This is a genomic window from Psychrobacter vallis (genome assembly GCF_904846715.1).
Taxonomy (GTDB): domain Bacteria; phylum Pseudomonadota; class Gammaproteobacteria; order Pseudomonadales; family Moraxellaceae; genus Psychrobacter; species Psychrobacter vallis.
This window is the reverse complement of record NZ_CAJHBU010000010.1, coordinates 1-25,859: the sequence shown is the minus strand read 5'-3', so window position 1 is coordinate 25,859 and position 25,859 is coordinate 1. Positions and strand designations below refer to the sequence as shown.

The following is a 25,859-nucleotide window of genomic DNA, read 5'->3' as shown; positions in this document are numbered from 1 at the left end:
AAAAACATCACTCGAATCCGCTTAATTCATTAGAACAAGCAATCAACCAATCTGCGACCGCTCTGACCCGTGCTGAACGCCTGACATCTGGATGCATGACAAGATAGAGCGGATAGCCCTGAGACAATGGAATAGATAGGCTTGTAAAGGAATTTTGGGGTCGTGATTGCGATAGACTGTCAGCAGGGTAATCTAACGCTGAGGGATTGGTTTCTAAGTCAGTCATTATTACTTTGCGAATAGGATTAACCGCTATCAGCTCTGGGTACTGACGGGCTAAAAAGTTGGGTAATAAGGCAAACCCTATTTTTTGACGAGTCGCGTGACACGCCATATATAAATCGTTGGTACTAAAAGCAATCGTATAAGCATGCTGCTTTATTAACGTCTGCGACCAACTGAGTACTCTGGCATTGGCTTGAAATTCTATAAGTTGCCATTCCTCATGTATCGTATCTTTGAGATATTCATCATGGGCGTAAAATCGATAGGTCGATGATCCCAATGTCCGGATAACTAAGTCTTCTTGGGTGGGACGGCGTGTGCGTATGGCGATATCAGCTTCTCTTTGGTGCAGATTGCTCATACTCACATCACCGCTTAATTCCACTAATATATTTGGAAATTGTTGGCGAAAGTCAGTCAAAGCAGTTATGAGCACCTCATTTGCCCATACAGGCGGAGCAGATATCACAACTTTACCTTGCAGCGCGTTTTGATCAATCGCCATTCTCTGAAAAATGGTTATTTCTTTTTTAACTGCGACTGCTTGGTGATAGAGCAGTTCGCCCTCGATAGTCAGCACATAGCGTTTGCCTAGCCGATCGAAAAGATTAATATCTAATGTTTGCTCAAGATGCTCAATGCGCCGAGCAACCGTGCTGTGCTGCACATTCATTTCCTCAGCGCACGCGGTCAGTGTCTGTTTTTCTACCAAGCAAACAAAGTAAGCCAAATCATCCCAGTACATATCTATTCTCTTATGTTAATAGTCTCTTATCTTAGCAAATTCTATTGTGCCTATTTGCACAGTCAATGTGTGGGTGTCGTATATTTATTTACCATGCCTTTCATTAGACTGGGCATAACTCGCTAGCAGCCTTAAAAGCGCCGAGATTTATTTCATCCACAATATCGAGAAAATATATGCAAACAAAATCCAATATCCAAACCCTTGACCAGTTCGTCGCTCATGTCTTTACAGGTGAGTATGAGCAAGCAATGCAACTGTGTGATAAAAACGTTGAATTTGTGGTTTTTCGAAAGGAGAGCGACAGCCAAATACCGATTTATGGGACTCATATTGGCCAAGCAGCAGGCACTATATTCTTTAAAAATCTGGCCCAGATGTTTGAGTTTGGCACGTTTGCGATGGAAGATTCTATCGCGAGCGATAATTACATTGTCAGATTTGGCGAACTTGCCCACACGGTTAAGCGTACTGGAGACGTATTCAACAGCCTTTGGACAATGATTGTACGCTTCGATGAGGCAGGTAAGATTTGCTTATATCGCATGCACGAAGACACCGCAGCGTTAGAAGCGGCGATGCAAATTGCAAGATAGGTTTTTTAATAAAATAAATATCGATAGAAAGAAGATTGGTTTGAAGCTGCCAAATAATAGAACCGCCATTACAGCGGTTTTATCAGCTATCAAAATCTCTTAACCATATATCTCTTCTAAACGCAGACAAGCCACCAATCGACCATCCCATTCGCGCAGTTGTGGCTCTATTTCACTACACTGCGGCTTGGCATAAGGGCAGCGCTTATGTAGCGCGCAACCACTTGGTGGATTTAGCGGGCTTGGCAACTCACCATGGAGCGTTAGATCATTTTTATGACCATTGACCGTTGGCGCAGCGGCTAATAAAGCGATGGTATAAGGATGCTTTGGTGCATTATAGATCGCCTCTTTAGGACCGTGCTCGACTGCCTGACCTAAATACATGACCATGACATCATCAGCGACGTGGCGTACGACGGATAAGTTGTGCGAGATGAAGACATACGCGGTATGGTATTCGTCTTGCAAGTCCATAAACAGATTCAGTACTTGCGCTTGAATCGACACATCGAGCGCCGAGGTTGGTTCGTCAGCGACGACAATCTTTGGATTGAGCATCATGGCGCGGGCGAGGGCAATACGCTGTCGTTGACCACCCGAAAACATATGCGGAAAGCGGCCAGAGTGTTCTGGACGCAGACCAACATTTCGCATCATCTCATTAATTTTATCGCGCTTTTCATCTTTTGACAGTTTGGTATGGATATCTAGTGGTTCCGTCAATTGATAGCCAATGGTATGGCGTGGGTTTAAGCTACCATACGGGTTTTGAAAGACCATTTGAATCTCGGTACGCAAGTCTTTTAGCGCTTTTCTGCTGTAGTCAGTCGTACCCTCATCGTTGATAAATAGCTGGCCTTCAGTAGGGGATTCAATGAGCGTCAGCTGGCGGGCAAGGGTGGATTTACCGCAGCCTGACTCACCAACGACTGCCAGTGTTTTACCTGCTTCAAGTTCGAATGAGATACCGTTTAGGGCTTTCACGTAAGCTTTAGCTTTACCCAACCCTTGGGATACGGGGTAATGCTTGTGTAGATTGTCCGCTTTTAAGACCACTTTATTACTCATGCTTGGGACTCCAAAGTAGCAGCGTTCAAGGTAGATGTGCGAGAAGGTAGGTCTGGTAGTTCAGAATGAATACAGCGCACCTTACCATTAGGTGTGTCTAAGATAGGTGGCGGTACTTCGCAAATAGGCTGTTTATAGGGACAACGGGGAGACAATAAGCAACCACTCGGACGATCATATTGGCTTGGCACGACTCCCGGCAAGCTGTTCAGACGGTCTTGACCGATAGCCAATTCAGGGATCGCTTGTAGTAATGCTTCGGTATACGGATGAGCAGGGTTTTGGAAAATCTCTGGCACCGTACTGGTTTCAACCACTTGTCCGGCATACATGACGGCGACATCACGTGAATTTTGCGCCACCAAACCCAAATCATGGGTAATCAGCACCATGGCCATTTGTTTTTCGCGTTGTAATCGACCAAGTAAATCCATGATTTGCGCTTGTACCGTCACATCAAGCGCTGTGGTCGGTTCATCAGCGATGAGCAGTTTTGGCTCGCAAGCCAGCGCCATCGCAATCATCACCCGCTGACTCATACCGCCTGACAGCTGATGCGGATAAACCTTGAGTCGGTTTTGGGCATCGGGCATCTCGACCAATTCCAATAGCTCTAAGCTACGTGTGCGCACGGCTGAACCCCGTAAGCCAAGATGTTTGCGCAGTACTTCGCCCAATTGCATCTCAACCGTAAAGCTTGGGTTTAAGCACGACATCGCATTTTGAAAGATCATCGAGATGTCTTTGCCAATAATGCCGCGGCGCTCTTTGGGTGACATACCGAGCATGTCCTTATTATCAAACATCACACGCTTAGCACGCACCGTCGCAGAGGGCGGCAACAGTCCCATTAAGGCCATCATCGTCACTGACTTGCCTGAGCCAGATTCACCCACTACGGCGATCACTTCGCCTTGCGTAATGGACAACGACACATCATCTACGGCACGAAAAGCGCGCGCCCCTTGACCGAAAGTGACCGAAAGATTTTCAATATCTAATAATAACGGTGCTGTTTCTATTGATGGGTTATTCATGGAAACATTGGTTATAGGCGTTTTATTTAATAGTTCAGTCATCTTAGGTCACCTGCTTCAATTTGGGATCGAGCGCATCGCGCAAGCCATCACCCGTCAAGTTGATCGACAATGCAGCTAAGAAAATAGCGACACCTGGCCAAATAGCGAGCCAAACATTACTTTGAATATATTGACGCGCCGTACCTAGCATCGCGCCCCATTCGGCATCGGGTGGTTGCACGCCAAACCCTAAGAAACCAATCGCGCCTGCTTCTAAAATCGCAGAAGAGAATATCATCGTCGCCTGTACGATAAGTGGCGCCATACAGTTGGGCAAAATCGTCACGAACAATAGTCTGAGCACGCCCGCACCCATCACTTGTGAAGCAATAAAGTATTCACGTTGTAGCTCAACCATGGCGGTAGCACGAGTAAGACGAATGAAGGGTGGCGTACAGACCAACGCAATCGTGATGATCGTATTGGTCATGGAAGGCCCTAAGATAGCGGCAATAATGATGGCCAATAGCAAGCTTGGATAAGACATCAAGATGTCATTGACGAGCATGACGGCTTTGCCCCAAACTTTGGGCCAAAATGCCGCACTCAATCCTAAAGAGACACCGACCAACATAGCAAGTGTGGTCGCGCTGAGACCGATAAACAGTGAGTAACGCGCGCCATACATTACTCGAGATAATGTGTCGCGACCGGCATCATCAGTGCCCAGCCAAAACATCGTATCGCCACCACTTAAAAATGCTGGCGGCAATTGTTCTTGGCCGGTAAACAACTCATAAGGATCATGAGGAGCAAGCGCGGGCGCGAGTACGGCAATAACAACCATCAATGCCAGTACAATAAACCCAAGTACAGCGCCTTTGTTTCGGCAGAATGTCGACAAGAATAGTTGCCAAGAGGAAGGCGGTGTGGCTGCCGTAAGGTTGACATCAGAGGGGAGAACAGAAGGCTTCATGAGCAGTTCCTATAGTGGCTAGCGCAGTGACAGTTTTTAGAATTCCATTCCTAAAAAAGTACTAAGCATTGCTAAAACATCACTTGAGCGCCAATCATCACTATTTATAATATGAGTATTTATCAATGGTAAGTTAAGAGGTATGGCGAATACGCGGATTGATCAGACCATACAAAATATCAATAAATAAACTGACCAAAATCAAGGCGGTGGCGACCAATAAAATCCCGTTTTGCACGATAGGATAATCACGCGTGAAAAATCCATCCAGTAGCCAATTACCAACACCTGGCCAACTAAAGATGGTCTCAGTGATAATAGCGCCAGCAAGCAACGTCGCCATCTGTAAGCCAACCACGGTCACAACGGTAATCAACGCATTACGCATTACGTGGATCAATATCACTCGGCGCGGGGATAAGCCTTTGGCTCGAGCCGTCCGCACATAATCTTCATCTAACACTTCCAGCATTGCTGAGCGTGTCATCCGTGCGATCATCGCTAACGGAATGGTTGATAAAGCAATGGAAGGCAAGATAAAGTGCTTGACCACGTCCCAAAACGCCCCCGGTTCTCCTGAGGTAAGAGAGCCTAGTAGCCATGAACCGTATAACGGCTGAACATCTAAAAACTGAGCGACAGAGATCACACCAGCGACGGGTAAAAGCCCTAGATAATGGGCGAATATGCCCGTGAGGATAGGCCCCAATAAATAGATGGGCATAGAGTAACCTGCCAGCGCACCTGACATCAGGGTGTAATCAATCCAAGTACCGCGGCGCAGTGCGGCAAAAATACCTAAGCTCACCCCGACAATACTGGCAATGACAATCGCGCACAGCGCCAACTCTAAGGTTGGTACAAAATGGGCAAAAAAGTCTTGTAAAACTGGGGAACGTGTACGAAAGGACTCGCCAAAGTCACCGGTCAATATACCTGTCAAATAGTCCCAATACTGGACAACGAGTGGTTTATCCAATCCGAGTCTTTCTAAGGCACGAGCATGTAGCTCTGGATCGACCATACGCTCACCCATCATAATCTCGACGGCATCACCCGGTACGAGACGAATCAACGTAAAAGTAGATAGTGTCAAGCCAAGATAGACAGGAATGAGAATGGCAATACGACGCAAAATATAAAGTAGCATGGGCTGCTCAATAGTTGTGGTTCAATGATTAGAGTGGTAGCACTAAGGAGGTTGTCCGTGACAAAGCACTTAACTCATATAAATACGGCTGGAACAGAAATTCTGAGCCAGCCGAATACAAATCAAACAATAGTGCATGTCGTACCGGACTTAATTAACTAGGTAACGCTATTCAACCTTCACGCCATCAAAGCGTACGGCACCAAGCGGACTAATTTTGAAATCCACCACGTTTGGAGCAGTAAATACGGTTACGACCGAATGAGCCATTGTTGTCCAAGGCAGTTGCTCTTTGAATATCTGCTGAGCTTGTACATAGTCATCCACACGTTCATCTTGATTCGTGACCTGGCGCGCCTTCATCACTAAATTATCAAAGTCTTTATTACACCAGCGTGAGTAGTTATTACCACCGACAGCGTCGCAAGACAATAACGAACCAAGCCAGTTGTCTGGATCACCATTATCACCCGTCCAACCTGCCAAGATCACATCAGGCTCACCCTTAGCAGCGCGTTTGAGGTACTCGCCCCACTCATAGGTTACCAGCGTGGCATCGACACCAATCTTCGCCCAATCTGCTTGCAGCATTTCAGCCATTAGCTTGGCATTAGGGTTGTATGGTCGTTGAACTGGCATATACCAGAGATTGATAGACATATTGTCTGCGCCAGCTTCTTTGATAAGTGCTTTGGCTTTTTCGACGTCATAAGGCGCATCTTTTAGAGACTTGTCGTAACCCCACTGCGTTGGCGGCATTGGGTTGGTGGCCTTGAGACCTTCGCTTTGATAGACGGCATTGATAATCGCGTCTTTATTAATCGCCATATCTAATGCTTGACGAACTCTAAGATCACTCAGCTTCGGTTTTTCAACGTTGTAGCCGACATAGCCGACGTTGAAACCTGGTTGATCAAGAACGGTGGCTTTACCGGATTTTTTGACCGATTCAATTTCGGCAGGTTTTGGATAAGCAGATACATGACATTCGCCCGCTTGAACTTTTTGCGCACGAACCGCTGAATCTTTGGTAATGACAAAGACTAAATTGTCGATGTGGATATTATCTTTGTCCCAATAGTCTGGGTTTTTGGTATAACGAATTTGGGCATCTTTTTGATAAGACGTAAAGACAAAAGGTCCAGTACCGACTGGTTTGTTATTGATATCAGGCTCATTACCAGATGCCATCAACTTGTCAGCATATTCAGCAGAATTGATATAAGCAAAAGGCATCGCTAAATTTTGTAAAAATGGCGCATTGGTTTCGCTAAGCGTGACTTTTACCGTGTAATCGTCAACTTTTTCAATGTTAGAAATAATATCTGGTAGTCCCATGCCAACCGAATATGGGAACTCAGCAGGGTAGGCTTTGTTAAATTCAAATTCTGGGTTGGTGAGACGTTCTAGCGTAAAAATAAGATCGTCTGCGTTAAAATCGCGGCTTGGGGTGAAGTAATCCGTTTTACCGAATTTCACACCTTTACGTAGATTAAAGGTATAAGTCTTGCCATCTTCGCTAATATCCCAGCTGTCAGCCAGTGCTGGTTGAATCTCAGTACCATCTCTCTTGAATTGCACTAAACCGTTATAAATGGGATAGGCGCTTGCATCAAAATCCGTACCTGCTGTGTACTGTGCTGGATCGAAACCAGCCGGGCTGCCTTCTGAACAGTAAAGTAGGGTTTTGGCCGCTTTAGCGTCTGAGCTGGCAGCAGAGTCGTCAGTGGTTTTGTTGTCGCCACTACAAGCGCTCATACCTAAGATAAGCGTGGCCAACATCGTCAGTTTGAAGAGTGATTTTTGCATATTACGTCCCATGTAATGATAGGTAGTTACTCATGCATTTACATATTCTTATCCAATCATGAATACAATGAGCAAGTGCTTAATTGCTTTTGAGTATTTATTTATACGACACATTATTTTTACAAAATAAAACATAAATTAAGTTGTTATAACTTTAATTGACGTTTGGGTAAACATAGTGTTATAAATAAGTCGTTCGAATATACTCTTATAAACAGTCGTAATGCAAGAAATCTTTGAACTAATTTTGATATAAAACCTACTTTTTTACTATTTTTCGCCTCTAATTGGATGTAAACCAATAGATTTTATTGCTTTTGTTTGTATTCCTAATATGAAAGAATCATAAATACCATATGTATTGTGAGTTAATAATTACGAAAACAATACAATTATTTATGTTAGCGTGAGTTGGTTTTAGCGTATAAAGTTATAAAACACTTGGATTTTGGTACTGCTGGTGAATATTTTCAAGTGATTTCTGGCTCGACATGGCCATGGTTGGCTTTAATCAGATCAGCCAGTTTTTCAGCGATCATGATAGTCGGCGCATTGGTATTGGCGCTAATAAGTGTCGGCATTATGAAGGCGTCGATGACCCGTAATCTGCTAACGCCGCGCACGTTTGGTTCCAAATCGACCACGGATTTGTCATCTGAGCCCATACGGCAAGTACCTATAGGATGGTAGATGGTATCTGACTTGTTGCGGATATAGCAGAGCATACCGTCTTTTCTCCATTGCCGAATGCTCTTGGGCAATGCCGCCATACCGATGCCGATGACATCAGTGGTATTGACCTCGTAATCAAAGGCCACATCCAAATGATCTTGTAGATTACCACCGACGTCAGGAGCGTGTACTATCACCTCAATACCATGCGACTGCAGGTGCGCAGCAGGGCCGATAACCGATAGCATGAGCACTTTGGGCGAACCAAAGGCACCTCCTGATAGCAGAACCTCATGATGCGCTTTGACGGTATGTTCCACGGCATCTTTTTCGTAGATCACGCCAGTTGCTTGGTTGTTTTCAATCACGACGCGGTTGGCCTGTGCATGCGTGATTACGGTCAAATTCGGAAGGCTTTAGACAGGACAGGATGGAGATAGGCGGCAGCGGCAGAACAGCGCTGGCCTTTTTTTCTCCATGAAAATGAGTGACTTGATATAACCCTGCACCGTCTTGCTTTTCACTATTGAAGTCAGTGTTATGGTCCAAACCATTGACGATAGCAGCCTTTACAAATGCTTTGGATACCTCGCGTGGACTGAGTAGCTCGCTGACATGCAACGGGCCACTGTCACCATGCAACTCATTACCGCCGTGGACGTTATTTTCGGCTTTGATAAAGTAAGGCAGTGCATCATCAAAGCCCCAACCCGTGCAGCCTTGCTCTACCCAGCGCTCATAATCTAGCTTACTACCGCGTGTATGAATCATGGCATTGATCGCAGAGGAGCCGCCCAAGCACTGCCCACGTGGCTGGAAACCACGACGGTTATTGAGATGAGTTTGCGGAGTAGTGTGAAAACATCAGTTATTTAATTTAAGGCGCTTGCCAGGCACCATAAGGATCAGTCCAGCAGGGACACGTACGGCAAGGTCTTTACCATCACCGCTGTATTCTAATAAGCAGACGCTGATATTGGGGTCTTCGGTGAGACGACTGGCCAGCACGCAACGGGCAGAACCACCACCCACGATGACATAATCAAATGTGGAGTCAAATTCCATTTTATATTCCTTATAGCGTCCATGCTAATTAAGAGTAGGGTACTCTTTGCAATATCTACTATTTTGTTGAAATAATAAAATAAAAATGACTAAGTAGTCTCTGCTTGTTGAGAGGCAACGTGAAAAAAACATACTGTGAAGTTAGACTTATGGATAGTTTCTGCTCTACTGCACACAAACTTATACTGAGCAGACTTCCGAGCGCACGATAAAGCGTTTGCCCTCAGGTATCTCTAGCGAAAAACTGGCGCCGCGTCCTTTTACGACATCGATCGTCAGATCGGTATGTTGCCATAGCTTGTATTGTGCTTTGCCCATATAAAATGGACAGCCAACCAGCTCACCGACCAATACATCTTGTCCGCCCACTTTGAACTCACCAAGTGGATAGCACATGGGTGAGCTACCATCACAGCAGCCACCTGATTGATGAAACATTAGCTCGCCGTGTTTGGATTGTAGTAGCTCAATTAACGCTTTACAGGATTCTGTTGCTGTCACTTTCATAATGATTTCCTTATCTTGAGAGAATACTAGGGCGTGTCCTCAATTCAATTGATCATATCTAAACGGGCTAAAAATGGCTAAATTTTGCCAAACATCGTTAAATAGCTGGTTAATATCCCGATATTATCTGCGCTATTTTCCTTGTTTGACTGCAATTTATCTCATTTTTATCACCATTTTTGAAATGAGGACACGCCCTAATATAATCCACAATCTTATTGAGTAAGAAGGCAAAAAGTCGCATCATTTTCAATCACATGCTATGAATGACGTGATTAAAAATGATACGACCTGTTGTTTATGATTAGGGCGTGCTAATCACTAAAGCAGTATTAAGATGTCAAAAGATATGTCTACATACTATAGTCAATAACAATGCGACCCTCGATTTTACCGTCACGCATACGCTGAAAGATATCATTGATATTCTCTAATGGCTCAGCGGCAACGGTCGCTTTTACTTTACCTGCTGCTGCCATCTCTAGCGACTCTTGTAAATCCAGACGGGTACCAACGATTGAACCACGAATGGTGATACCGTTCAAAACAGTATCAAAGATTGATACAGGGAAATCACCAGTTGGTAGACCATTACAGACTAAGGTACCACCGCGTCGTAACATGCTTAATGCTTGATCAAATGCTTTGGTGGATACGGCTGTCACTAGTACACCATGCGCACCGCCGATCTCTTCTTGTAGAAATTCACCCGGATCAGTATTTTTTGCATTGATCGTGAGTTTTGCGCCCAGTTTTTTGGCAAATTCGAGCTTCTCGTCGTCAATATCAACAGCAGCAACATTGAGTCCCATGGCAATGGCATATTGTACCGCCATGTGACCAAGGCCGCCGATACCTGAAATGACAACCCAATCGCCTGGTTTGGTGTCGGTCATTTTAAGACCTTTGTATACCGTGACGCCCGCACATAAAACAGGGGCAATCTCAATAGAGTCGACACTCTCAGGGATAATGCCAACATAGTTTGCATCTGCTAGGACATATTCTGCAAAACTGCCATTCACGGAGTAACCAGAGTTTTCTTGCTTTTCACACAAGGTTTCCCAGCCACCCAAACAGTGCGTGCAGTGTCCGCAAGCAGAGTAGAGCCAAGGTACACCAACGCGGTCACCTTCTTTAACGTGATGGACATTTTCACCAACGGCAGTGATCAAACCGACGCCTTCATGTCCCGGAATAAAAGGTGGACTGGGTTTGACAGGCCAGTCGCCCTCAACTGCATGTAAGTCAGTGTGACAGACACCTGATGCCTGCATCTTAACGACAATTTGACCAGCGCCTGGCGTTGGTATATCGACTTCTTCAATTTGTAAGGGTTGTCCGAACTCATGTAGCACGGCGGCTTTCATTTTGTTACTCACGTGACTTCTCCTTATTAAGCATTCTTAAATGGCAGTTTTATAACTATCAACTAAGCACTTCATGGCAAAACCATAAAGTGCTGTGAACGTTAACGGTCTAAAAGAACCCCATCGCTTTTGGACTATAAGAGACCAGCATGTTTTTGGTCTGCTGATAATGATCGAGCATCATTAAATGGTTTTCGCGGCCAATACCGGATTGCTTATAACCACCAAATGCTGAATGCGCAGGATAAAGGTGATAGCAGTTGGTCCAAACGCGACCGGCTTTAATGCCACGCCCGAAACGATAAGCACGAGTACCATTACGCGTCCATACACCAGCACCAAGACCATATAACGTGTCATTGGCGAGAGTCATTGCTTCTTCATCATCTTTAAAAGTGGTGACAGCTAGCACGGGACCAAAGATTTCTTCTTGGAACACACGCATATCATTCGTGCCTTCAAAGATGGTGGGCTGCACATAATAGCCATCGCCGAGATCGCCATCATGTTTGGCGAGTTCACCGCCTACAAGGACTTTTGCGCCTTCTTTTTTGCCGATATCGATATAAGATAGGATTTTTTCTAACTGATCCGAGCTGGCCTGCGCACCAATCATGGTATCGGTATCGAGCGGGTTGCCCATTTTGATGGCTTTAACGCGGGCGATACAGCGTTTCATAAATTCATCATAGATGCTTTCGTGAACGAGGGCGCGTGATGGACAAGTACAGACTTCGCCTTGGTTAAGTGCAAACATCACCAGACCTTCGACAGCTTTGTCTAAGAAGTCATCGTCTTCGTCCATGATATCGGCAAAGAAGATATTCGGACTTTTGCCGCCTAGCTCTAGCGTTACCGGAATGATATTTTCACTGGCGTATTGCATAATTAAGCGACCAGTTGTGGTCTCACCAGTAAAGGATACTTTGTCGATACGCGGGTTAGAAGCAATTGGTTTACCGGCTTCAACACCGAAGCCGTTAACGACGTTTAGTACGCCTTTAGGCAGAATATCTGCTGCCCCTATTAAGTCAAGCATGTACAAAACAGAAGCAGGGGTTTGCTCAGCAGGCTTGAGGACGATACAGTTACCAGCGGCTAATGCTGGGGCAATTTTCCAAATTGCCATTAGGATAGGGAAGTTCCAAGGAATGATTTGACCGACGACGCCTAGAGGCTCATGAAAATGATAGGCAACTGTGTCTTCGTCAATCTGACTGATGCCGCCTTCTTGTGCGCGAATAACGCCAGCAAAGTAACGCAAATGGTCGATGGCGATTGGAATGTCAGCGGCGAGGGTTTCACGTACGGGTTTACCGTTTTCATAGCTTTCGGCGATAGCGATGGCTTCTAAGTTGGCCTCGATACCGTCAGCAAGTTTGAGCAACATATTAGAGCGATCAGTGACACTCGTTTTGCCCCAAGCGTCTTTTGCTGCATGAGCGGCATCTAGTGCAGCTTCAACATCGGCTTCTTTTGAACGTGCGATCTGACAGAAGGTTTTACCATCAATGGGGCTTGAGTTGTCAAAGTATTCGCCATCGATTGGTGCAACCCACTCACCATTAATAAAGTTGTCGTATTTTTCGCGGAACTGAACTGGGCTACCTTCCGTATTGGGATTTGCATACAGCATGAAACACTCCTTGTTGTGTTGTTTGTTTTATCGGATAATACAGGCGCAGTTTTATCTATCCTAATATCTGTTATCGCAAAACAATATCAGTTGCTATTGTGATTGATTAACATCAATTGCTCTCTGTACACGTTCTATACTACTCGGCTTCTGCTGATAATCATACTAAAATTTTATAATGACTGATGAGTAAATATATAACTTTAAGGTTTGTTTTTTAGTAGAAATAATATCGCTGTAGTGCCTTAACGGTATAGCAATAATAAAAATATTTTTAACGGTTTTATTACTGGAAAAATCAAGAGATATCATATTGATTTTTCATAAATATGTGAAATGAAGTATTTTTTAAAATATAATTAATGGACAATTGTTAATAATTATATTAGCTATACTCTTAAATATTGTGCACCTAAAACCCCCGCTGATTGGGTATGAACCGTTGCACTATTCCGTCAGTTGTTATGATTGTATTGTTACTCTTTTTTTATACTAATAGTTGGTTTGAATCTATGCGTCAATCTTCTGCTCTTGATATCTTGAAAACAGGTCAAAATGTCTTTTTAACTGGCTCAGCAGGTTCAGGTAAGACCTATACGCTCAATCAATATATTGATTATTTGCGTGCGCGCCGTGTGCCTGTCGCTGTGACTGCCAGCACTGGTATCGCCGCGACTCATATGAGTGGCACGACCATACATAGTTGGTCAGGCATTGGAATCAAAGATGAGCTGTCCGATCGTGATTTGAGTAATTTATCACGCAAACAGTTTTTGGCAGACCGATTAAAAGACACGGCAGTGTTGATTATCGATGAGATATCGATGTTGCACGCCAAACAGCTCAATTTGGTGAGTCAAGTACTCAAGCATGTGCGCAAAAACGATACCGCGTTTGGCGGGATTCAGATAGTGGTGGCGGGCGACTTTTTTCAGTTGCCGCCGATAGGTAGTAAGGGTGAGAGCAACCGTGAGAAGTTTGCTTTTATGTCGGAAGCTTGGCTCGATGCCAAGTTTCACATTTGTTATTTATCTGAGCAACATCGGCAGGTGAGTGAAGCAGCCAATGGCGGTCTTGATTTAGATGATATCTTGAACCAAATCCGTCGTCAGGAAGTAACGTTTGAGGCGATTGCTGCACTAGAAGCCACCGTTGATCAAAATGTTGACATCAAGCGCACGCGTCTTTATACACACAATCTTAATGTCAATAAAATTAATGATAAAGAACTTACGGCGCTGTCTGGTGAAATGATGCGTTTTGAGGCAACATCGACAGGCGATAGTAAGCTGGTTGAGACGTTGAAAAAAACCGTACGGACTCAAGATGAGCTGATTCTCAAAATTGGCGCTAAAGTGATGTTTATCAAAAACAATACCGAGCTTGGTGTCTCTAACGGCACAATGGGTGAGTTGATCGGCTTTGCCGCCGTTAAGGTTGATGATGGCAAGGATAATAGCGACGCCTTAATCGAAGATGATGGCAAAGACGATGACACTGGCGATGATAAAGACACTGGCGACGATAAAAAAACGCTTAAGGGTAAAAAAAGCGCCGCCAAAAAAGACGTCGATCAACCAAAGACCAAAAAACCATCCACCCAAAAAATGCCCGTAGTTAGGCTCAATTCAGGACGCGAAGTCATCGCGGAGCCAGAAGAGTGGATCATCGAAGACGAGACAGGGGAGGTGTTGGCGAGCTACGAGCAAGTGCCGCTATGTCTGGCATGGGCGATTACCATTCATAAGTCGCAAGGCATGACGCTAGAGGCAGCCGAGATTGATTTGTCTCGTACGTTTGAGCTGGGACAAGGTTATGTGGCGCTATCACGGCTGAAATCGCTGGCAGGGCTACAGTTGCTAGGCATGAATGACATGAGCTTACAACTCGATCCATTGGCACGCGGGGCAGATAAGCGCTTTTTAGCACTATCCGCGGAAGCCGATGCCAATTATGCGATGCTCGATGAAGAAAGCATGACGCAGGCGCATGAGAAATTCACTCTCAAATCAGGCGGTACGCTGAGTAAATCGGTGATTGATGCTTATGCCAACCTACAAAAAAAGCGCCGTGAACAACAGCAAGCTCAGCAAGATAAAAAACAAAAACTGGGCAATCAGGTCTCTGATAAATCAGACAGTACTTTACTTGCGACCAGATTGTTATTAGAAGAGAGTTTGACCATTGTGGAGATATCGCAAGCGCGCCAGCTGTCACAATCCACTATTATGCGTCATATTGGCGAGCTAAAATCGCAAGACCCAAGTTTGGCTTGCGACCATTTGCGCCCAGCAGATGAGATTATGACGGCAGTTGGCAATGCCTATGTGGCGATCAAAGTTGCCAATAATCCAAACGATTTTAATGATGATGGTAGTATCAAGCTGCGTCCAGTATTTGATCATCTCAAGCAGAGTATTGATTATAATACCATTCGCTTGGCACTGATTTTTATTACGCCATAAATTTGCACGCCCTTGTTCCTACATTTATAGCGATAACTTGTTATGCCTGATTTTTCTAGCACCACTTATCAATTAAACTCTGACCCAGTAGTGGCGGGATTCCGCACCACTGGTGAGCACACACAGCCCTTGAGAGTCGCCATTAACGGTTTTGGGCGTATCGGGCGCAACGTATTGCGCGCCTTGCTAGAGCGCTTTGAGGTGTTGGGCCGCGCCATTCATGTGGTGGCAATCAATGACTTAGCGCCAGCTGACATTTTATTGCACTTATTAAAATTCGATAGTACACATGGCCGATTGAGTCGACTTGGCGTCAGTGCTGATATTGTGGCGAGTAGTGGCGATGACGATAGCAGAACGCAGCTTTGTCTGACCAAAAATAATTATACTTACTGCATCAATTTGTTGTCAGAACCCAACCCTTCGCAATTACCGTGGCAAGCGTTGGGCGTCGATGTGGTGCTAGAGTGTACTGGTCACTTCCGCTCTTATAAACAAGCAAATCTGCATATTGAGGCGGGCGCACGGCAAGTAATCATCGGTGCAGCCCCTTTCGATGATGTCGATGCCTGCATTGTCATGGGTGTTAACACAGATGAGTTAACGCGCAAGCTGCCAATTATCTCCAGCGTCTCTTGTACCACGCAGGCATTGGTACCGTTGATTGATACGCTTGATAAAGCGTTTGGTGTCAAGTCGGCAATGATGACAGAGATTCATGCCGTCACAGCGGATCAAACGGTCTTGGATCAAGCACATCGTGACCCAAGACGAGCGCGCGCTTCCGGCTATAACATTATCCCGACTACCTCCAGTAGTATCGCTGCCACGGAGCGTGTGCTACCAGCGATGATCGGCAAAATACATGGTCATTCGATACGCGTGCCGACCATCGATGTCGCTGCTATTGATGTGACTTTTATATTTGATACGTCCAATGTGAGTGTTGAGGCAGTTCGCGAGGCACTCAAATCTGCAAGCCAAGCGCATTTGCTCGATATCATGGCTTATACCGATGAACCGTTAGTTTCAAGTGATTTTATCCATCAGCCCGAATCCTTGATCATCGATGGTCAGCAGCTGATGCGAGTGGGTGAGCAGTATAAGGTGTTTGCTTGGTATGATAATGAATGGGGTTATGCCAATAGATTGTTAGATATGTGCTTACATTTGGCCTCAAGCAAAGAACATATCAGTGATTAAGGGCTGTTAGGACACGCCCTAGTAAATTAATTCGATTTTTTTAGATTAACTACTTGCATTATAAAATGATATCTATATAATGATGCACCAATGGAGACGTGGCAGAGCGGTTGAATGCACCGGTCTTGAAAACCGACAAGGGTTCATAGCCCTTCGAGAGTTCGAATCTCTCCGTCTCCGCCAAATTCAAAAAACCCCGATCAGTGATGATCGGGGTTTTTTATTGTGCTTTTATTAAGGCTTTAAATAATGCCTTTTATTTCACTAGCGACTGGCCGAACTCGATTTTTTGGCCATCTTCTAACACAAGTGTGCCTTCCTCGATTTGAATGGTCATATCTTTGGTATTTTTAATAGCGCGCATGACATTGATGTCCTCAATACTACTCTCAATGATTATTTTGCCAGATTGTTCTGGTCTAATAGGTGGATCGAACTGGGTCAATGGAACATTAAAGCTCTTGGCTTGCTTAAGAGTGGTGTCTTGCATCGTCAGCGTGCCCTTAAAGCTTTGAATGGCAACTTTACCGTGATTTGACAGCATAAATTGCAGCTTTACCTGATTCAAGCTATCACTGTCGCTGCTTTTGACTGGAAGAAGGGCAACGGGGTATTGGACGGTTGTTGTTTGCTGGTTGGTGGTGATGGGACTTTTTTTGCCCGTTGGGTTGTTTGGATGTAGACGCTCGTATTCACGCTGCTGTATCAGTGCCTGTTTAATGGTGGTACGGGGCATGGCTCCTGACTCGTAGGCTTCGCTAAGCTTCATACGCAGCATATATCGACTCAGTAATTGCTGATCGGATTCGGGCAATTGCTCTAGAGTGGATCCCAGTTTTTTTTGCCATTGGTCAGAGTTGGTCGGTATGGTTTTTTTGGTTGGATCCATTTGTGGCGACGAGCAGGCAGGCGCGAGCGCGAGCATCGTTAAAGTGACCGTTAATAACAAAGCTTTATTGAAACGTTGATGTAAACTCATCATCGTACACCTCCTCGTAAGTACTTCTTAATCGTGACGACTACTTCCTTAATATACCTCGTTTGATGGCAGGTTGTGTTTAGTTATGGCTAAATACTGTAGTAAACTTAAACCAACCCTAAAAAACTTGATTGTCTCAACATATAAAAAATCTATAAAGAAAAATTGTCACCAGTCCTCCTATCATCTTATTTATATTGATCTAACTATATAAATGAAATGATAGCCATAAAAAAAGACTAAGTGCGCTGGGCAGACTTAGTCTTTTTTTATGGAAAGCAAGCTTTGAGCCTGAGAGAGGCAAATAGCAACTTTTTAATAAGGGGCTTTTAGACGTGCTCTCAATCGTTGTCTTGTAGCTCAGACAATGAGTGGGTCGTATTATTATTATGTGTTACTACAATTGCTTCATCGATAATATGCTGACTCACACCGCGTTTGCGCAATGTTTCGATGAAAACTTCATCGTGTGCCAGCGTGTAATCTTGATGGTCACGATCAAGACCTTGGCGGATGTATAGACGAATAAGCCCTTGAATACGTTTAAAACCCAACTCTGCCGAAGTCGATTCTAATAGCATAATCATCTCTTCAGACAAACGAATACTGATCGGGCGCATGATTTTTTGCGGATGATCAGAAAATTTATTTTTTACACGGACAGGTATCATAATAAACCATTACTTTTAGTGAGTAGGAGTAAAGCATTCAGACGAAAACTAACCCAATCGAAACTAACCTTACCATACAACAAAAACGCTTAAAAGAACACCATGGCCACGCTAATAGCATCGATGAAAAGTAACATGAATACCAGTCACTCATCAGAAGGCCATGTATCCATATTATTTACTATCGACTATATAATGGGTACTAAATATAAAACCGAAAAACATAAAAAAACCTCCATCTAATAATGATGAAGGTTCTTAATATATGGCTCTCCAACCTGGGCTCGAACCAGGGACACACGGATTAACAGTCCGTTGCTCTACCAACTGAGCTATTGGAGAATAAATTGTCATAACAGCAAGTTATTTAAGCGCTGTACACAAGCAATTACTTGGCTTGTTTGCGTTACGTGGGGCACATTTTAGCCAAGTCGCTACGGGCTGTCAACCTTATTACATCATTAATTAGAAATATTGTTGTAATCTCTCAAAAACAGACTTTTATCTCTTAGATAACAGGCGATTTTGATAAATAGCGCGATCGTCAGGGCAATATAAAAGAAAGATTGCCTCTCTTTTTGAGTAATAAAACCCTCTTTATATCTCTTTCAACAAAAAATCATGAACTTACCCTTCACATTGCTACAATATTTCTATAAAATACCAACCGTGTGGTTTCTTTAACACATATTATTAATAGCTGCTCTATTTGAGATGAGTGACATGAATATGAGTCCTACCATTATTGCTTACGGTTATCTGGCTATTGCCATCCTCTGTGAAGTGATAGGCACCAGTTTTTTGGTAAAGTCAGAGCAGTTCACTCGTTTGTTACCGACACTGACTATGGGTGTGCTTTATGTACTCTCGTTTTATTTGTTGGCCCAGTCTCTCAAAATTATACCGCTTGGTATTGCTTATGCGTTATGGGCTGGTTTGGGAATTGTGTTGACATCGCTCGTTGGTGTCGTGCTGTTTAAGCAAAGTCTCGATATAGCAGCAGTGGTTGGCATTGCCATGATTGTGGGCGGTGTCGTGGTAATGAATTTATTTTCTAATGTGGTGGTGCACTGAGATGGAAGTGGAAAATGCGTATAAACGCAAAAAACAGCCAGAGTTGGTTCGTCGTGCGTTGTTAGATCAAGCAGCACGAATTACGTTAGAACAGGGCTTGTCTAAAGTTACGTTTCAAGCGGTCGCGGACGCAACTGGCGTCACAAAAGGCGGCGTGATGCATCACTTTGCCACCAAAAACGCGCTGATCTTGGAAGTGTTTGATGACGCTATGGCTAGGTTTGAGGCAGAAGTGGATGCGGCTATGGCCAAAGATCCTGTGCCTTATGGTTCTTTTACGCGTGCCTATATTGATGCCACCATCAGCTTAGGTGAGAAGGGGCAAGAAGAGTTTGACAATCAAGCGACCTTGTATGTATTGATGCTAGGCGACAGCGAGCTGCGTGAGTTGTGGGCACAGTGGGCCAATGAGCAATTGAAGAAGCATGAGGCAACCGACAATACCGAAACACTATGTATGGTACGTTTGGTCGCTGATGGTATTTGGCTCTCTGATTTTTCGGGAATCAACATATTGGACAAGCAATCCTTACGCAATCGTTTGATAAGAATGACGCAGCGCGGTTTTGATGAGTCAGATGAGTAAGTTTAAAACATGGCTTTCAAATGATCGATATATACAGAGTGTTAGTAAGCCAACCGATGTTTTAATAATCAAATGAACCGTTTATAAGTGAAAAATCACGACATTTTATTTTAATACTTAATATTTTAATACGTAAACAATGACGAGCTATTTGGTTTGAGCGCTTTTTACAAAAGCAGCTGCCAATCGTCGAAAGGAGAACTTATGACAGATTCAAAAATTTTGACAGACATTATCGATTTAGAACAGGTACAAACCGCTTATATTAATGGTCGTTACTTGCCTATCGATACGTCACTCACGACTTTTGAAGATATCAATCCAGCGACTGGTGAAGTGTTGGCAACCATTCAGCAAACGACCAATGAGCAGATCAATGAAGCGGTAAAAGCGGCACAGCAAGGTCAGAAAATTTGGGCGGCGATGACGGCTGTTGAGCGTAGTCGAATTTTGTTAAATGCCGTTGACATACTACGCGCGCGCAACGATGTGCTGGCGTTGCTCGAAACAAAAGACACAGGTAAAGCGTACTCTGAGACAAAATACGTGGATATCGTCACGGGTGCTGACGTTGTTGAATATTACGCAGGGCTTGCACCAACCATAGAAGGCCGTCAGATTCCGCTGCGTGACAGCAGTTTTGTCTATACCCGCCGCGAACCGTTAGGCGTGGTCGCAGGTATTGGCGCATGGAATTATCCTATTCAGATCGCTATGTGGAAAGCAGCACCAGCACTAGCCGCTGGTAACGCGATGATTTTTAAACCATCAGAAGTCACGCCTTTGACCGCACTAAAACTGGCAGAAATCTTTACAGAAGCGGGATTGCCAAACGGCGTCTTTAACGTAGTGCAAGGTAATTATGAAGTGGGCGAAGCGCTGACTCAGCATCCCGATATCGCCAAAGTATCGTTCACAGGTGGCGTACCGACGGGCAAAAAAGTCATGTCGAGTGCAGCATCAACGTCTCTCAAAGACGTGACATTAGAGCTGGGTGGCAAATCGCCATTAATCATATTTGATGATGCCGATATTGATACCGCGGCTGATATCGCTATGATGGCGAACTTTTATAGTAGCGGTCAGGTCTGTACCAATGGCACGCGAGTATTTATCCCTAAAGCGCTACAAACCAAATTTGAGCAAGCCATCTTGACGCGGGTCGAACGTATCAAACTTGGCGATCCGATAGATGAGAACATCAATATGGGGCCATTGGTAAGCTTTCCACATATGGAAAGAGTGCTGGATTATATTGAACAAGGTAAAGCCAGTGGCGCACGCTTGCTAGCGGGTGGCGAGCGTGTCACGACCCCATCGCTTGCAAATGGCGCGTTTGTCGCACCGACCGTGTTTACCGATTGCAGCGATGAGATGACCATTGTACGCGAAGAAATCTTTGGGCCTGTCATGTCGATATTGACGTATGAGACAGAAGAAGAAGTGATCCGCCGTGCCAATGATACCGATTATGGCTTGGCCGCAGGCGTTGTGACCGCTGATTTAACCCGAGCGCATCGCGTTATCGCTCAAATTGAAGCGGGCATCTGCTGGCTAAATACGTGGGGCGAGTCAGCAGCGCAAATGCCAGTTGGTGGCTATAAGCACTCGGGTATTGGCCGCGAAAACGGTATTGAAGCCCTTGAGCACTACACTCAGACCAAGTCTATCCAAGTAGAGTTGGGCGCGTTTGAATCTGTATTTTAATAATCCATGTGTTAACAACCCATATTTTAATAATTATTGAAAAATTTTAATCAGTCAGGGTGTTTGAAGCTTGTTTTATTAGGACTTATTTGTCCTTGTTATTCCACCTGACTGATATTAAATGAATGATTTTTCAATACTGAGCTTTTTAAGATTACGGAGCAGTTTATGACATCAAGTACTCCTGAGTACGATTATATCATTGTCGGCGCAGGCTCAGCAGGCAATGTGCTGGCCACGCGTCTGACGGAAGATGCCAACATTAAGGTATTGCTGTTAGAGGCAGGTCGCCCTGATTATCGTTTGGATTTTCGTACGCAGATGCCAGCGGCACTCGCCATGCCTTTACAAGGAACCACGTACAATTGGGGTTATAAAACCGATCCCGAGCCGTATATGAATAACCGAGTCATGGACTGCGGTCGCGGCAAAGGACTGGGCGGCTCATCGCTGATTAACGGTATGTGTTATATCCGTGGTAATGCGTTAGATTTTGATGACTGGGCGACACTAGACGGTTTATCAGATTGGACGTATTTGGATTGCTTGCCGTATTTTAAAAAGTCAGAAAACCGTGATGTTGGCGAAAATGACTATCATGGCGCAGGCGGCCCTGTTGAGATGACCACCTCAAAGCCGGGCGTCAATCCGCTGTTTCAAGCCATGATTGAAGCGGGCGTGCAGGCTGGTTTTCCGCGCACTGAAGACTTAAACGGCTATCAGCAAGAAGGCTTTGGGCCGATGGATCGTTTTGTCACGCCAAATGGTCGCCGTGCTTCGACCGCTCGTGGTTATCTTGATCGTGCCAAGCCCCGTAGCAATATCACGATTTTGACTGGGGCACTTACCGATGTGATTTTATTTGATGGTAAGCGTGCTATTGGGGTCAAAGTCGAGCATCAAGGTCAAACCAAGAATTTTTATGCAGCTCGTGAAGTCGTGGTTTCCTCGGGCGCGATTGCCTCACCGCAATTGCTGCAACGCTCAGGCATTGGCCCTGGTCAGTGGCTTAAAGAAGCTGGCGTGACGGAAGTGCTGGACTTGCCGGGCGTTGGTAACAACTTGCAGGACCATTTAGAGCTGTACATGCAGTATGAATGTAAGCTGCCAGTCTCGATTGCCCCTGCCAATAAATGGTGGAATAAGCCTGCCATTGGTGCGGAGTGGTTATTCAATGGCACAGGACTTGGTGCGTCCAATCAGTTTGAGGGTGGCGGTTTTATTCGTACCGATGAGAAATTCACGCATCCCAATATTCAGTATCATTTCTTGCCGCTTGCCGTTCGCTATGATGGCCGAAGTGCCAGTGACTCTCACAGTTTTCAGGCGCATGTGGGTTCATTGCGCTCACCCAGTCGTGGCCGTGTCAAGCTGACCTCAAAAGATCCAAGTGCCCACCCGAGTATTTTATTTAACTATATGTCTCACGATCAAGACTGGCAAGAATTCCGCGCCGCTATGCGTATTACTCGTGAAATTATGCATCAGCCAGCGCTTGATCCTTACCGTGGTCGTGCGCTTTCACCAAGCGAAGACTTGGTGACCGATCAGCAGCTAGACGACTATGTGCGCGAACATGGTGAGACTGCTTACCATCCTTCTTGTACGTGTGCGATGGGCGAAGGTAATGATGCCGTGGTGAATGGCGAAGGGCTGGTACATGGTATCGAAGGCTTGCGCGTCGTCGATGCATCTATTATGCCAAATATCATCAGTGGTAATCTCAATGCGACGACCATCATGCTGGCAGAAAAAATCGTCGACAAGATGCGCGGCGTACAGCTGCCACGTTCAACGGCAGATTATTATGTCGCCAATGGTGCGCCACTAAGAGCACAACCTATGCGTCGTTATGATGCTATGGCGTAAGCGATTGTGTAAGTGGCTGGATAAATAACTATATAAGACAATTTCATAAAAAAGCGCTTTCTCAGTAAAGGCCTTTTTCATCAACGTTGACATAATAGGTGATGAACACCGTTATGGTGAAATCTGTTTGTCATCCTATTCACTTTTTACTTGTTGATATTGCTTTGTCTCTCACCTTTTTATGACGGACAAAGCAATGTCAGATAGTGTTTAATTTATCTATTGAGGTTTTTTATGTACAGTTCGCCATCAGAAGATGGAACGAAACCCTTAAGCCTAAATAAAACGGTTTTTTTAGGCTCCGCTATTATTTCTATTTTATTAATAGTCTGGACGATTGCTTTTCCAGATTATAGTGAGGCTTTACTCAGCTCAAGTATGGCTTGGGTATCATCGAGTTTTGGTTGGTACTACATGTTGGTGGTTGCCGCTTATAGTATATTTGCGCTATTTGTTGGTTTTTCTAAATATGGTGACATCAAGCTTGGTCAAGACCATGAAAAAGCCCAGTTTCCCTTTTTAGCATGGGCCGCCATGTTGTTTTCGGCAGGCATCGGTATTGACTTGCTGTTCTTTGGTGCGTCTGAACCATTGATGCATTATTTGACACCGCATACAGGACTCGAACCTGCCAGCGAAGAAGCCATGCGCCAAGCGTTATCGCAGACCTTTTTGCATTGGGGACTGCATGGTTGGGGGATTTATGCACTCATCGGTATGGCATTGGCGTATTTTGCGTACCGTAAAAACATGCCACTGGCCTTACGTTCACCATTGACGCCGATATTTGGCGAGCGCTTGATTAAAGGCTGGCTTGGTGATGGCATTGATACGTTTGGTGTCGTCTGTACCTTGATGGGTATCGCGACCAGTTTAGGGATTGGCGTATTGCAGGCCAACGCTGGATTGACTCATGTGTTCGGTATTGAATCGAGCAAAACGGTTCAGACACTCATTATCGTGGGTGTCGTTGCGGCGGCAGCTATCTCTGCGATGACGGGTGTAGAAAAAGGCGTACGCCGTTTATCTGAATTTAACATGTTGGCGTCGATATTGCTGTTGCTGGCGATATTAGTGATGGGCAACACAGTTTATCTGCTCAACACCTTCACCCAAAGTATTGGTCAATACTTCCAAACAATCGTTGCAAAAACTTTTGACGTTTATGCTTATGATGGCAGCGCCGGTGCTGATTGGAAATCGGCATGGACGATATTTTTCTGGGCGTGGTGGGTAGCTTGGGCACCGTTTGTGGGCTTGTTTATCGCCCGTATCAGCCGTGGTCGTACGCTGCGTGAGTTTGTGTTTGGCGTGATGTTTATTCCACTCGGCTTTATCTTTGCTTGGTTTTCTATCTTTGGCAACTCAGCGATAGATTTGGTTGCCAATGGCGCAACTGAGCTTGGCGAAATCGCGGTCAATGATGCAGCGATGGGCATGTTTGCCTTGTTTGAATATTTTCCTTACAGCGACATCTTGTCATTTGCTGGCGTCGTTATCGGTTTGGTATTTTTTGTGACTTCTGCCGATTCAGGCGCTTTGGTACTGGCCAATCTAAGCTCAAGAGGCATGACCAATGATACCGATGCGCCCGTTTGGTTGCGTCTGTTTTGGGCAGCAGCGACGGGATTTATCACGTTAGGTTTGTTGTTTGCGGGTGGCTTTGCCTCATTACAATCTGTGTCTGTGATTGCTGGTTTGCCGTTCTCACTTATCCTCGTCCTCTATATGATGTCGATGTGGAAGTCGCTAAAAGAGGAAGGTAACAAACGCAAGGCCAGCGCCATCGGTACGGCCAACGTGCTGGACAGTGGTAAAGGCTGGAAAGCGCGTTTGCAACGTATTGTTAGCTTCCCCAGTCATGCGCAGGTCGAAAAATTCTTGCACAATGTGGTCATGCCAGCGATGACTGAGGTCGAAAAAGAGTTCGCCGCAGGTGGTCTCAAAACGTCTTTGGATATCCACAATCTTGCCAGTATTGGTCAAGATATCGATGCGGGTATGAGTCAAGACAGCGGTCAGGTAGATGGTCTAAAACTGCGTGTCGGTCATGGCGATGAAGATGATTTTATCTATGAAGTCAATTTGATCAAAGCTGAGCGACCCAACTTTACGTTGAATACCTCAACCAAGCATGCCGAGTACTATTATCGCGCTGAGGTGTTCTTGAGTGATGGATCACAAGAGTATGATTTGGTGGGCTATACCAAAGAGCAAGTACTGGTCGATATCTTGAATCAGTACGAGCGCCATTTGCAGTATCTACATTTAGAGCGTTAATTGGGTAGAGTGGTTGTATTATCTTGATGTGGCATGGCTATAAAAGCAGCGGATAAATATGACCCAACAGTATCGTAAGAGATGACCCCATAAGCTGAATGCTGCTTTGAACTGACCCCCGAAACTTGGACAGTTTAGTTTAACCCAAGGACTGAGTTCTGTACTGCACAGGGCTCAGTCCTTT

The 25,859-nt window shown here is 45.0% G+C and carries 19 protein-coding genes, 2 tRNA genes and 1 pseudogene; 9 read left to right on the top strand and 13 right to left on the bottom strand.

Features of this window, described 5'->3' with window-relative positions:
• Positions 1–7: 7 nt before the first annotated feature.
• Positions 8–970 carry a LysR family transcriptional regulator gene (locus JMY02_RS07900; RefSeq protein ID WP_201596962.1) on the bottom strand — a complete coding sequence of 321 codons (963 nt, stop codon included), beginning with the start codon at positions 968–970 and terminating at the stop codon, positions 8–10.
• Between the two features lie 176 nt (positions 971–1,146).
• Here JMY02_RS07900 and JMY02_RS07895 point away from each other — a divergent pair, with 176 nt between their 5' ends.
• A complete protein-coding gene (locus tag JMY02_RS07895) occupies positions 1,147–1,566 on the top strand; it encodes a nuclear transport factor 2 family protein (RefSeq protein ID WP_201596960.1) in 420 nt (139 codons plus the stop codon).
• A gap of 99 nt (positions 1,567–1,665) precedes the next feature.
• On the opposite strand, the gene JMY02_RS07890 is transcribed toward JMY02_RS07895, so the two are convergent.
• The 9 genes and pseudogenes from JMY02_RS07890 to exaC all read right to left on the bottom strand — a co-directional run bounded on the left by JMY02_RS07890 (position 1,666) and on the right by exaC (position 12,841).
• Positions 1,666–2,637, bottom strand: coding sequence for a peptide ABC transporter ATP-binding protein (locus tag JMY02_RS07890; protein ID WP_201596958.1), 972 nt, complete (start codon positions 2,635–2,637; stop codon positions 1,666–1,668).
• Positions 2,634–3,716 (bottom strand): ABC transporter ATP-binding protein, encoded by a 1,083-nt coding sequence (locus JMY02_RS07885; RefSeq protein ID WP_265087962.1) that lies wholly within the window; start codon positions 3,714–3,716, stop codon positions 2,634–2,636. Before JMY02_RS07885 ends, JMY02_RS07890 begins: the two co-directional genes overlap by 4 nt.
• A gap of 1 nt (position 3,717) precedes the next feature.
• Positions 3,718–4,632, bottom strand: coding sequence for an ABC transporter permease (locus JMY02_RS07880; protein WP_201596956.1), 915 nt, complete (start codon positions 4,630–4,632; stop codon positions 3,718–3,720).
• Between the two features lie 133 nt (positions 4,633–4,765).
• Positions 4,766–5,782: an ABC transporter permease gene (locus JMY02_RS07875; RefSeq protein ID WP_201596954.1), complete on the bottom strand. Its 1,017-nt coding sequence runs from the start codon at positions 5,780–5,782 to the stop codon at positions 4,766–4,768.
• A gap of 168 nt (positions 5,783–5,950) precedes the next feature.
• On the bottom strand, positions 5,951–7,591 hold the full coding sequence (locus JMY02_RS07870; protein ID WP_201596952.1) for an ABC transporter substrate-binding protein: 1,641 nt from the start codon (positions 7,589–7,591) through the stop codon (positions 5,951–5,953).
• 470 nt (positions 7,592–8,061) lie between these two features.
• Positions 8,062–9,328, bottom strand: a pseudogene (locus JMY02_RS07865) (GMC family oxidoreductase).
• A gap of 180 nt (positions 9,329–9,508) precedes the next feature.
• A complete protein-coding gene (locus JMY02_RS07860) occupies positions 9,509–9,835 on the bottom strand; it encodes a DUF779 domain-containing protein (protein WP_201596950.1) in 327 nt (108 codons plus the stop codon).
• 353 nt (positions 9,836–10,188) lie between these two features.
• A complete protein-coding gene (gene adhP / locus JMY02_RS07855; protein WP_201596948.1) occupies positions 10,189–11,217 on the bottom strand; it encodes an alcohol dehydrogenase AdhP in 1,029 nt (342 codons plus the stop codon).
• Positions 11,218–11,314: 97 nt separating this feature from the next.
• Positions 11,315–12,841: an acetaldehyde dehydrogenase ExaC gene (gene exaC, locus JMY02_RS07850; RefSeq protein ID WP_201596946.1), complete on the bottom strand. Its 1,527-nt coding sequence runs from the start codon at positions 12,839–12,841 to the stop codon at positions 11,315–11,317.
• A gap of 512 nt (positions 12,842–13,353) precedes the next feature.
• On the opposite strand from exaC, the gene JMY02_RS07845 reads away from it, so the two are divergent.
• The 3 genes from JMY02_RS07845 (at position 13,354) to JMY02_RS07835 (ending at position 16,692) form a co-directional block, all read left to right on the top strand.
• Positions 13,354–15,306, top strand: a complete 1,953-nt coding sequence (locus JMY02_RS07845) for an AAA family ATPase (protein ID WP_201596944.1) — start codon at positions 13,354–13,356, stop codon at positions 15,304–15,306.
• A 42-nt stretch (positions 15,307–15,348) separates the two neighbouring features.
• Positions 15,349–16,509 carry a type I glyceraldehyde-3-phosphate dehydrogenase gene (locus tag JMY02_RS07840; RefSeq protein WP_201596942.1) on the top strand — a complete coding sequence of 387 codons (1,161 nt, stop codon included), beginning with the start codon at positions 15,349–15,351 and terminating at the stop codon, positions 16,507–16,509.
• Between the two features lie 92 nt (positions 16,510–16,601).
• Positions 16,602–16,692 (top strand) — tRNA-Ser (locus JMY02_RS07835).
• Between the two features lie 73 nt (positions 16,693–16,765).
• Here the strand turns inward: JMY02_RS07835 and JMY02_RS07830 are convergent.
• From JMY02_RS07830 to JMY02_RS07820, 3 genes are all read right to left on the bottom strand, one after another.
• A complete protein-coding gene (locus JMY02_RS07830; protein WP_227678446.1) occupies positions 16,766–17,491 on the bottom strand; it encodes a hypothetical protein in 726 nt (241 codons plus the stop codon).
• Between the two features lie 338 nt (positions 17,492–17,829).
• Entirely contained in the window at positions 17,830–18,159 is a 330-nt protein-coding gene (locus JMY02_RS07825; protein WP_021814410.1) for a hypothetical protein, read from the bottom strand.
• Positions 18,160–18,425: 266 nt separating this feature from the next.
• Positions 18,426–18,501, bottom strand: a tRNA-Asn gene (locus JMY02_RS07820).
• 387 nt (positions 18,502–18,888) lie between these two features.
• On the opposite strand from JMY02_RS07820, the gene JMY02_RS07815 reads away from it, so the two are divergent.
• From JMY02_RS07815 to betT, 5 genes are all read left to right on the top strand, one after another.
• Entirely contained in the window at positions 18,889–19,233 is a 345-nt protein-coding gene (locus tag JMY02_RS07815; protein ID WP_131657869.1) for a DMT family transporter, read from the top strand.
• A gap of 1 nt (position 19,234) precedes the next feature.
• The gene (locus JMY02_RS07810; protein WP_021814407.1) at positions 19,235–19,819 is read left to right on the top strand and encodes a TetR/AcrR family transcriptional regulator; all 585 of its coding nucleotides are present in this window, start codon (positions 19,235–19,237) and stop codon (positions 19,817–19,819) included.
• A 204-nt stretch (positions 19,820–20,023) separates the two neighbouring features.
• Positions 20,024–21,526, top strand: a complete 1,503-nt coding sequence (betB, locus tag JMY02_RS07805; protein ID WP_201596940.1) for a betaine-aldehyde dehydrogenase — start codon at positions 20,024–20,026, stop codon at positions 21,524–21,526.
• Between the two features lie 168 nt (positions 21,527–21,694).
• Complete coding sequence (gene betA / locus JMY02_RS07800) at positions 21,695–23,395, top strand: choline dehydrogenase (RefSeq protein WP_201596938.1); 1,701 nt, start codon at positions 21,695–21,697, stop codon at positions 23,393–23,395.
• Positions 23,396–23,629: 234 nt separating this feature from the next.
• Positions 23,630–25,675, top strand: a complete 2,046-nt coding sequence (gene betT / locus JMY02_RS07795; protein ID WP_201596931.1) for a choline BCCT transporter BetT — start codon at positions 23,630–23,632, stop codon at positions 25,673–25,675.
• The last annotated feature ends 184 nt before the right edge of the window (positions 25,676–25,859 follow it).

Bases quoted from the DNA above. Each gene is read 5' to 3' on its own strand.
- JMY02_RS07900 (WP_201596962.1), bottom strand. From the start codon at position 970: ATGTACTGGGATGATTTGGCTTACTTTGTTTGCTTGGTAGAAAAACAG.
- JMY02_RS07895 (WP_201596960.1), top strand. From the start codon at position 1,147: ATGCAAACAAAATCCAATATCCAAACCCTTGACCAGTTCGTCGCTCAT.
- JMY02_RS07890 (WP_201596958.1), bottom strand. From the start codon at position 2,637: ATGAGTAATAAAGTGGTCTTAAAAGCGGACAATCTACACAAGCATTAC.
- JMY02_RS07885 (WP_265087962.1), bottom strand. From the start codon at position 3,716: ATGACTGAACTATTAAATAAAACGCCTATAACCAATGTTTCCATGAAT.
- JMY02_RS07880 (WP_201596956.1), bottom strand. From the start codon at position 4,632: ATGAAGCCTTCTGTTCTCCCCTCTGATGTCAACCTTACGGCAGCCACA.
- JMY02_RS07875 (WP_201596954.1), bottom strand. From the start codon at position 5,782: ATGCTACTTTATATTTTGCGTCGTATTGCCATTCTCATTCCTGTCTAT.
- JMY02_RS07870 (WP_201596952.1), bottom strand. From the start codon at position 7,591: ATGCAAAAATCACTCTTCAAACTGACGATGTTGGCCACGCTTATCTTA.
- JMY02_RS07860 (WP_201596950.1), bottom strand. From the start codon at position 9,835: ATGAAAGTGACAGCAACAGAATCCTGTAAAGCGTTAATTGAGCTACTA.
- exaC (WP_201596946.1), bottom strand. From the start codon at position 12,841: ATGCTGTATGCAAATCCCAATACGGAAGGTAGCCCAGTTCAGTTCCGC.
- JMY02_RS07845 (WP_201596944.1), top strand. From the start codon at position 13,354: ATGCGTCAATCTTCTGCTCTTGATATCTTGAAAACAGGTCAAAATGTC.
- JMY02_RS07840 (WP_201596942.1), top strand. From the start codon at position 15,349: ATGCCTGATTTTTCTAGCACCACTTATCAATTAAACTCTGACCCAGTA.
- JMY02_RS07830 (WP_227678446.1), bottom strand. From the start codon at position 17,491: ATGATGAGTTTACATCAACGTTTCAATAAAGCTTTGTTATTAACGGTC.
- JMY02_RS07825 (WP_021814410.1), bottom strand. From the start codon at position 18,159: ATGATACCTGTCCGTGTAAAAAATAAATTTTCTGATCATCCGCAAAAA.
- JMY02_RS07815 (WP_131657869.1), top strand. From the start codon at position 18,889: ATGAGTCCTACCATTATTGCTTACGGTTATCTGGCTATTGCCATCCTC.
- JMY02_RS07810 (WP_021814407.1), top strand. From the start codon at position 19,235: ATGGAAGTGGAAAATGCGTATAAACGCAAAAAACAGCCAGAGTTGGTT.
- betB (WP_201596940.1), top strand. From the start codon at position 20,024: ATGACAGATTCAAAAATTTTGACAGACATTATCGATTTAGAACAGGTA.
- betA (WP_201596938.1), top strand. From the start codon at position 21,695: ATGACATCAAGTACTCCTGAGTACGATTATATCATTGTCGGCGCAGGC.
- betT (WP_201596931.1), top strand. From the start codon at position 23,630: ATGTACAGTTCGCCATCAGAAGATGGAACGAAACCCTTAAGCCTAAAT.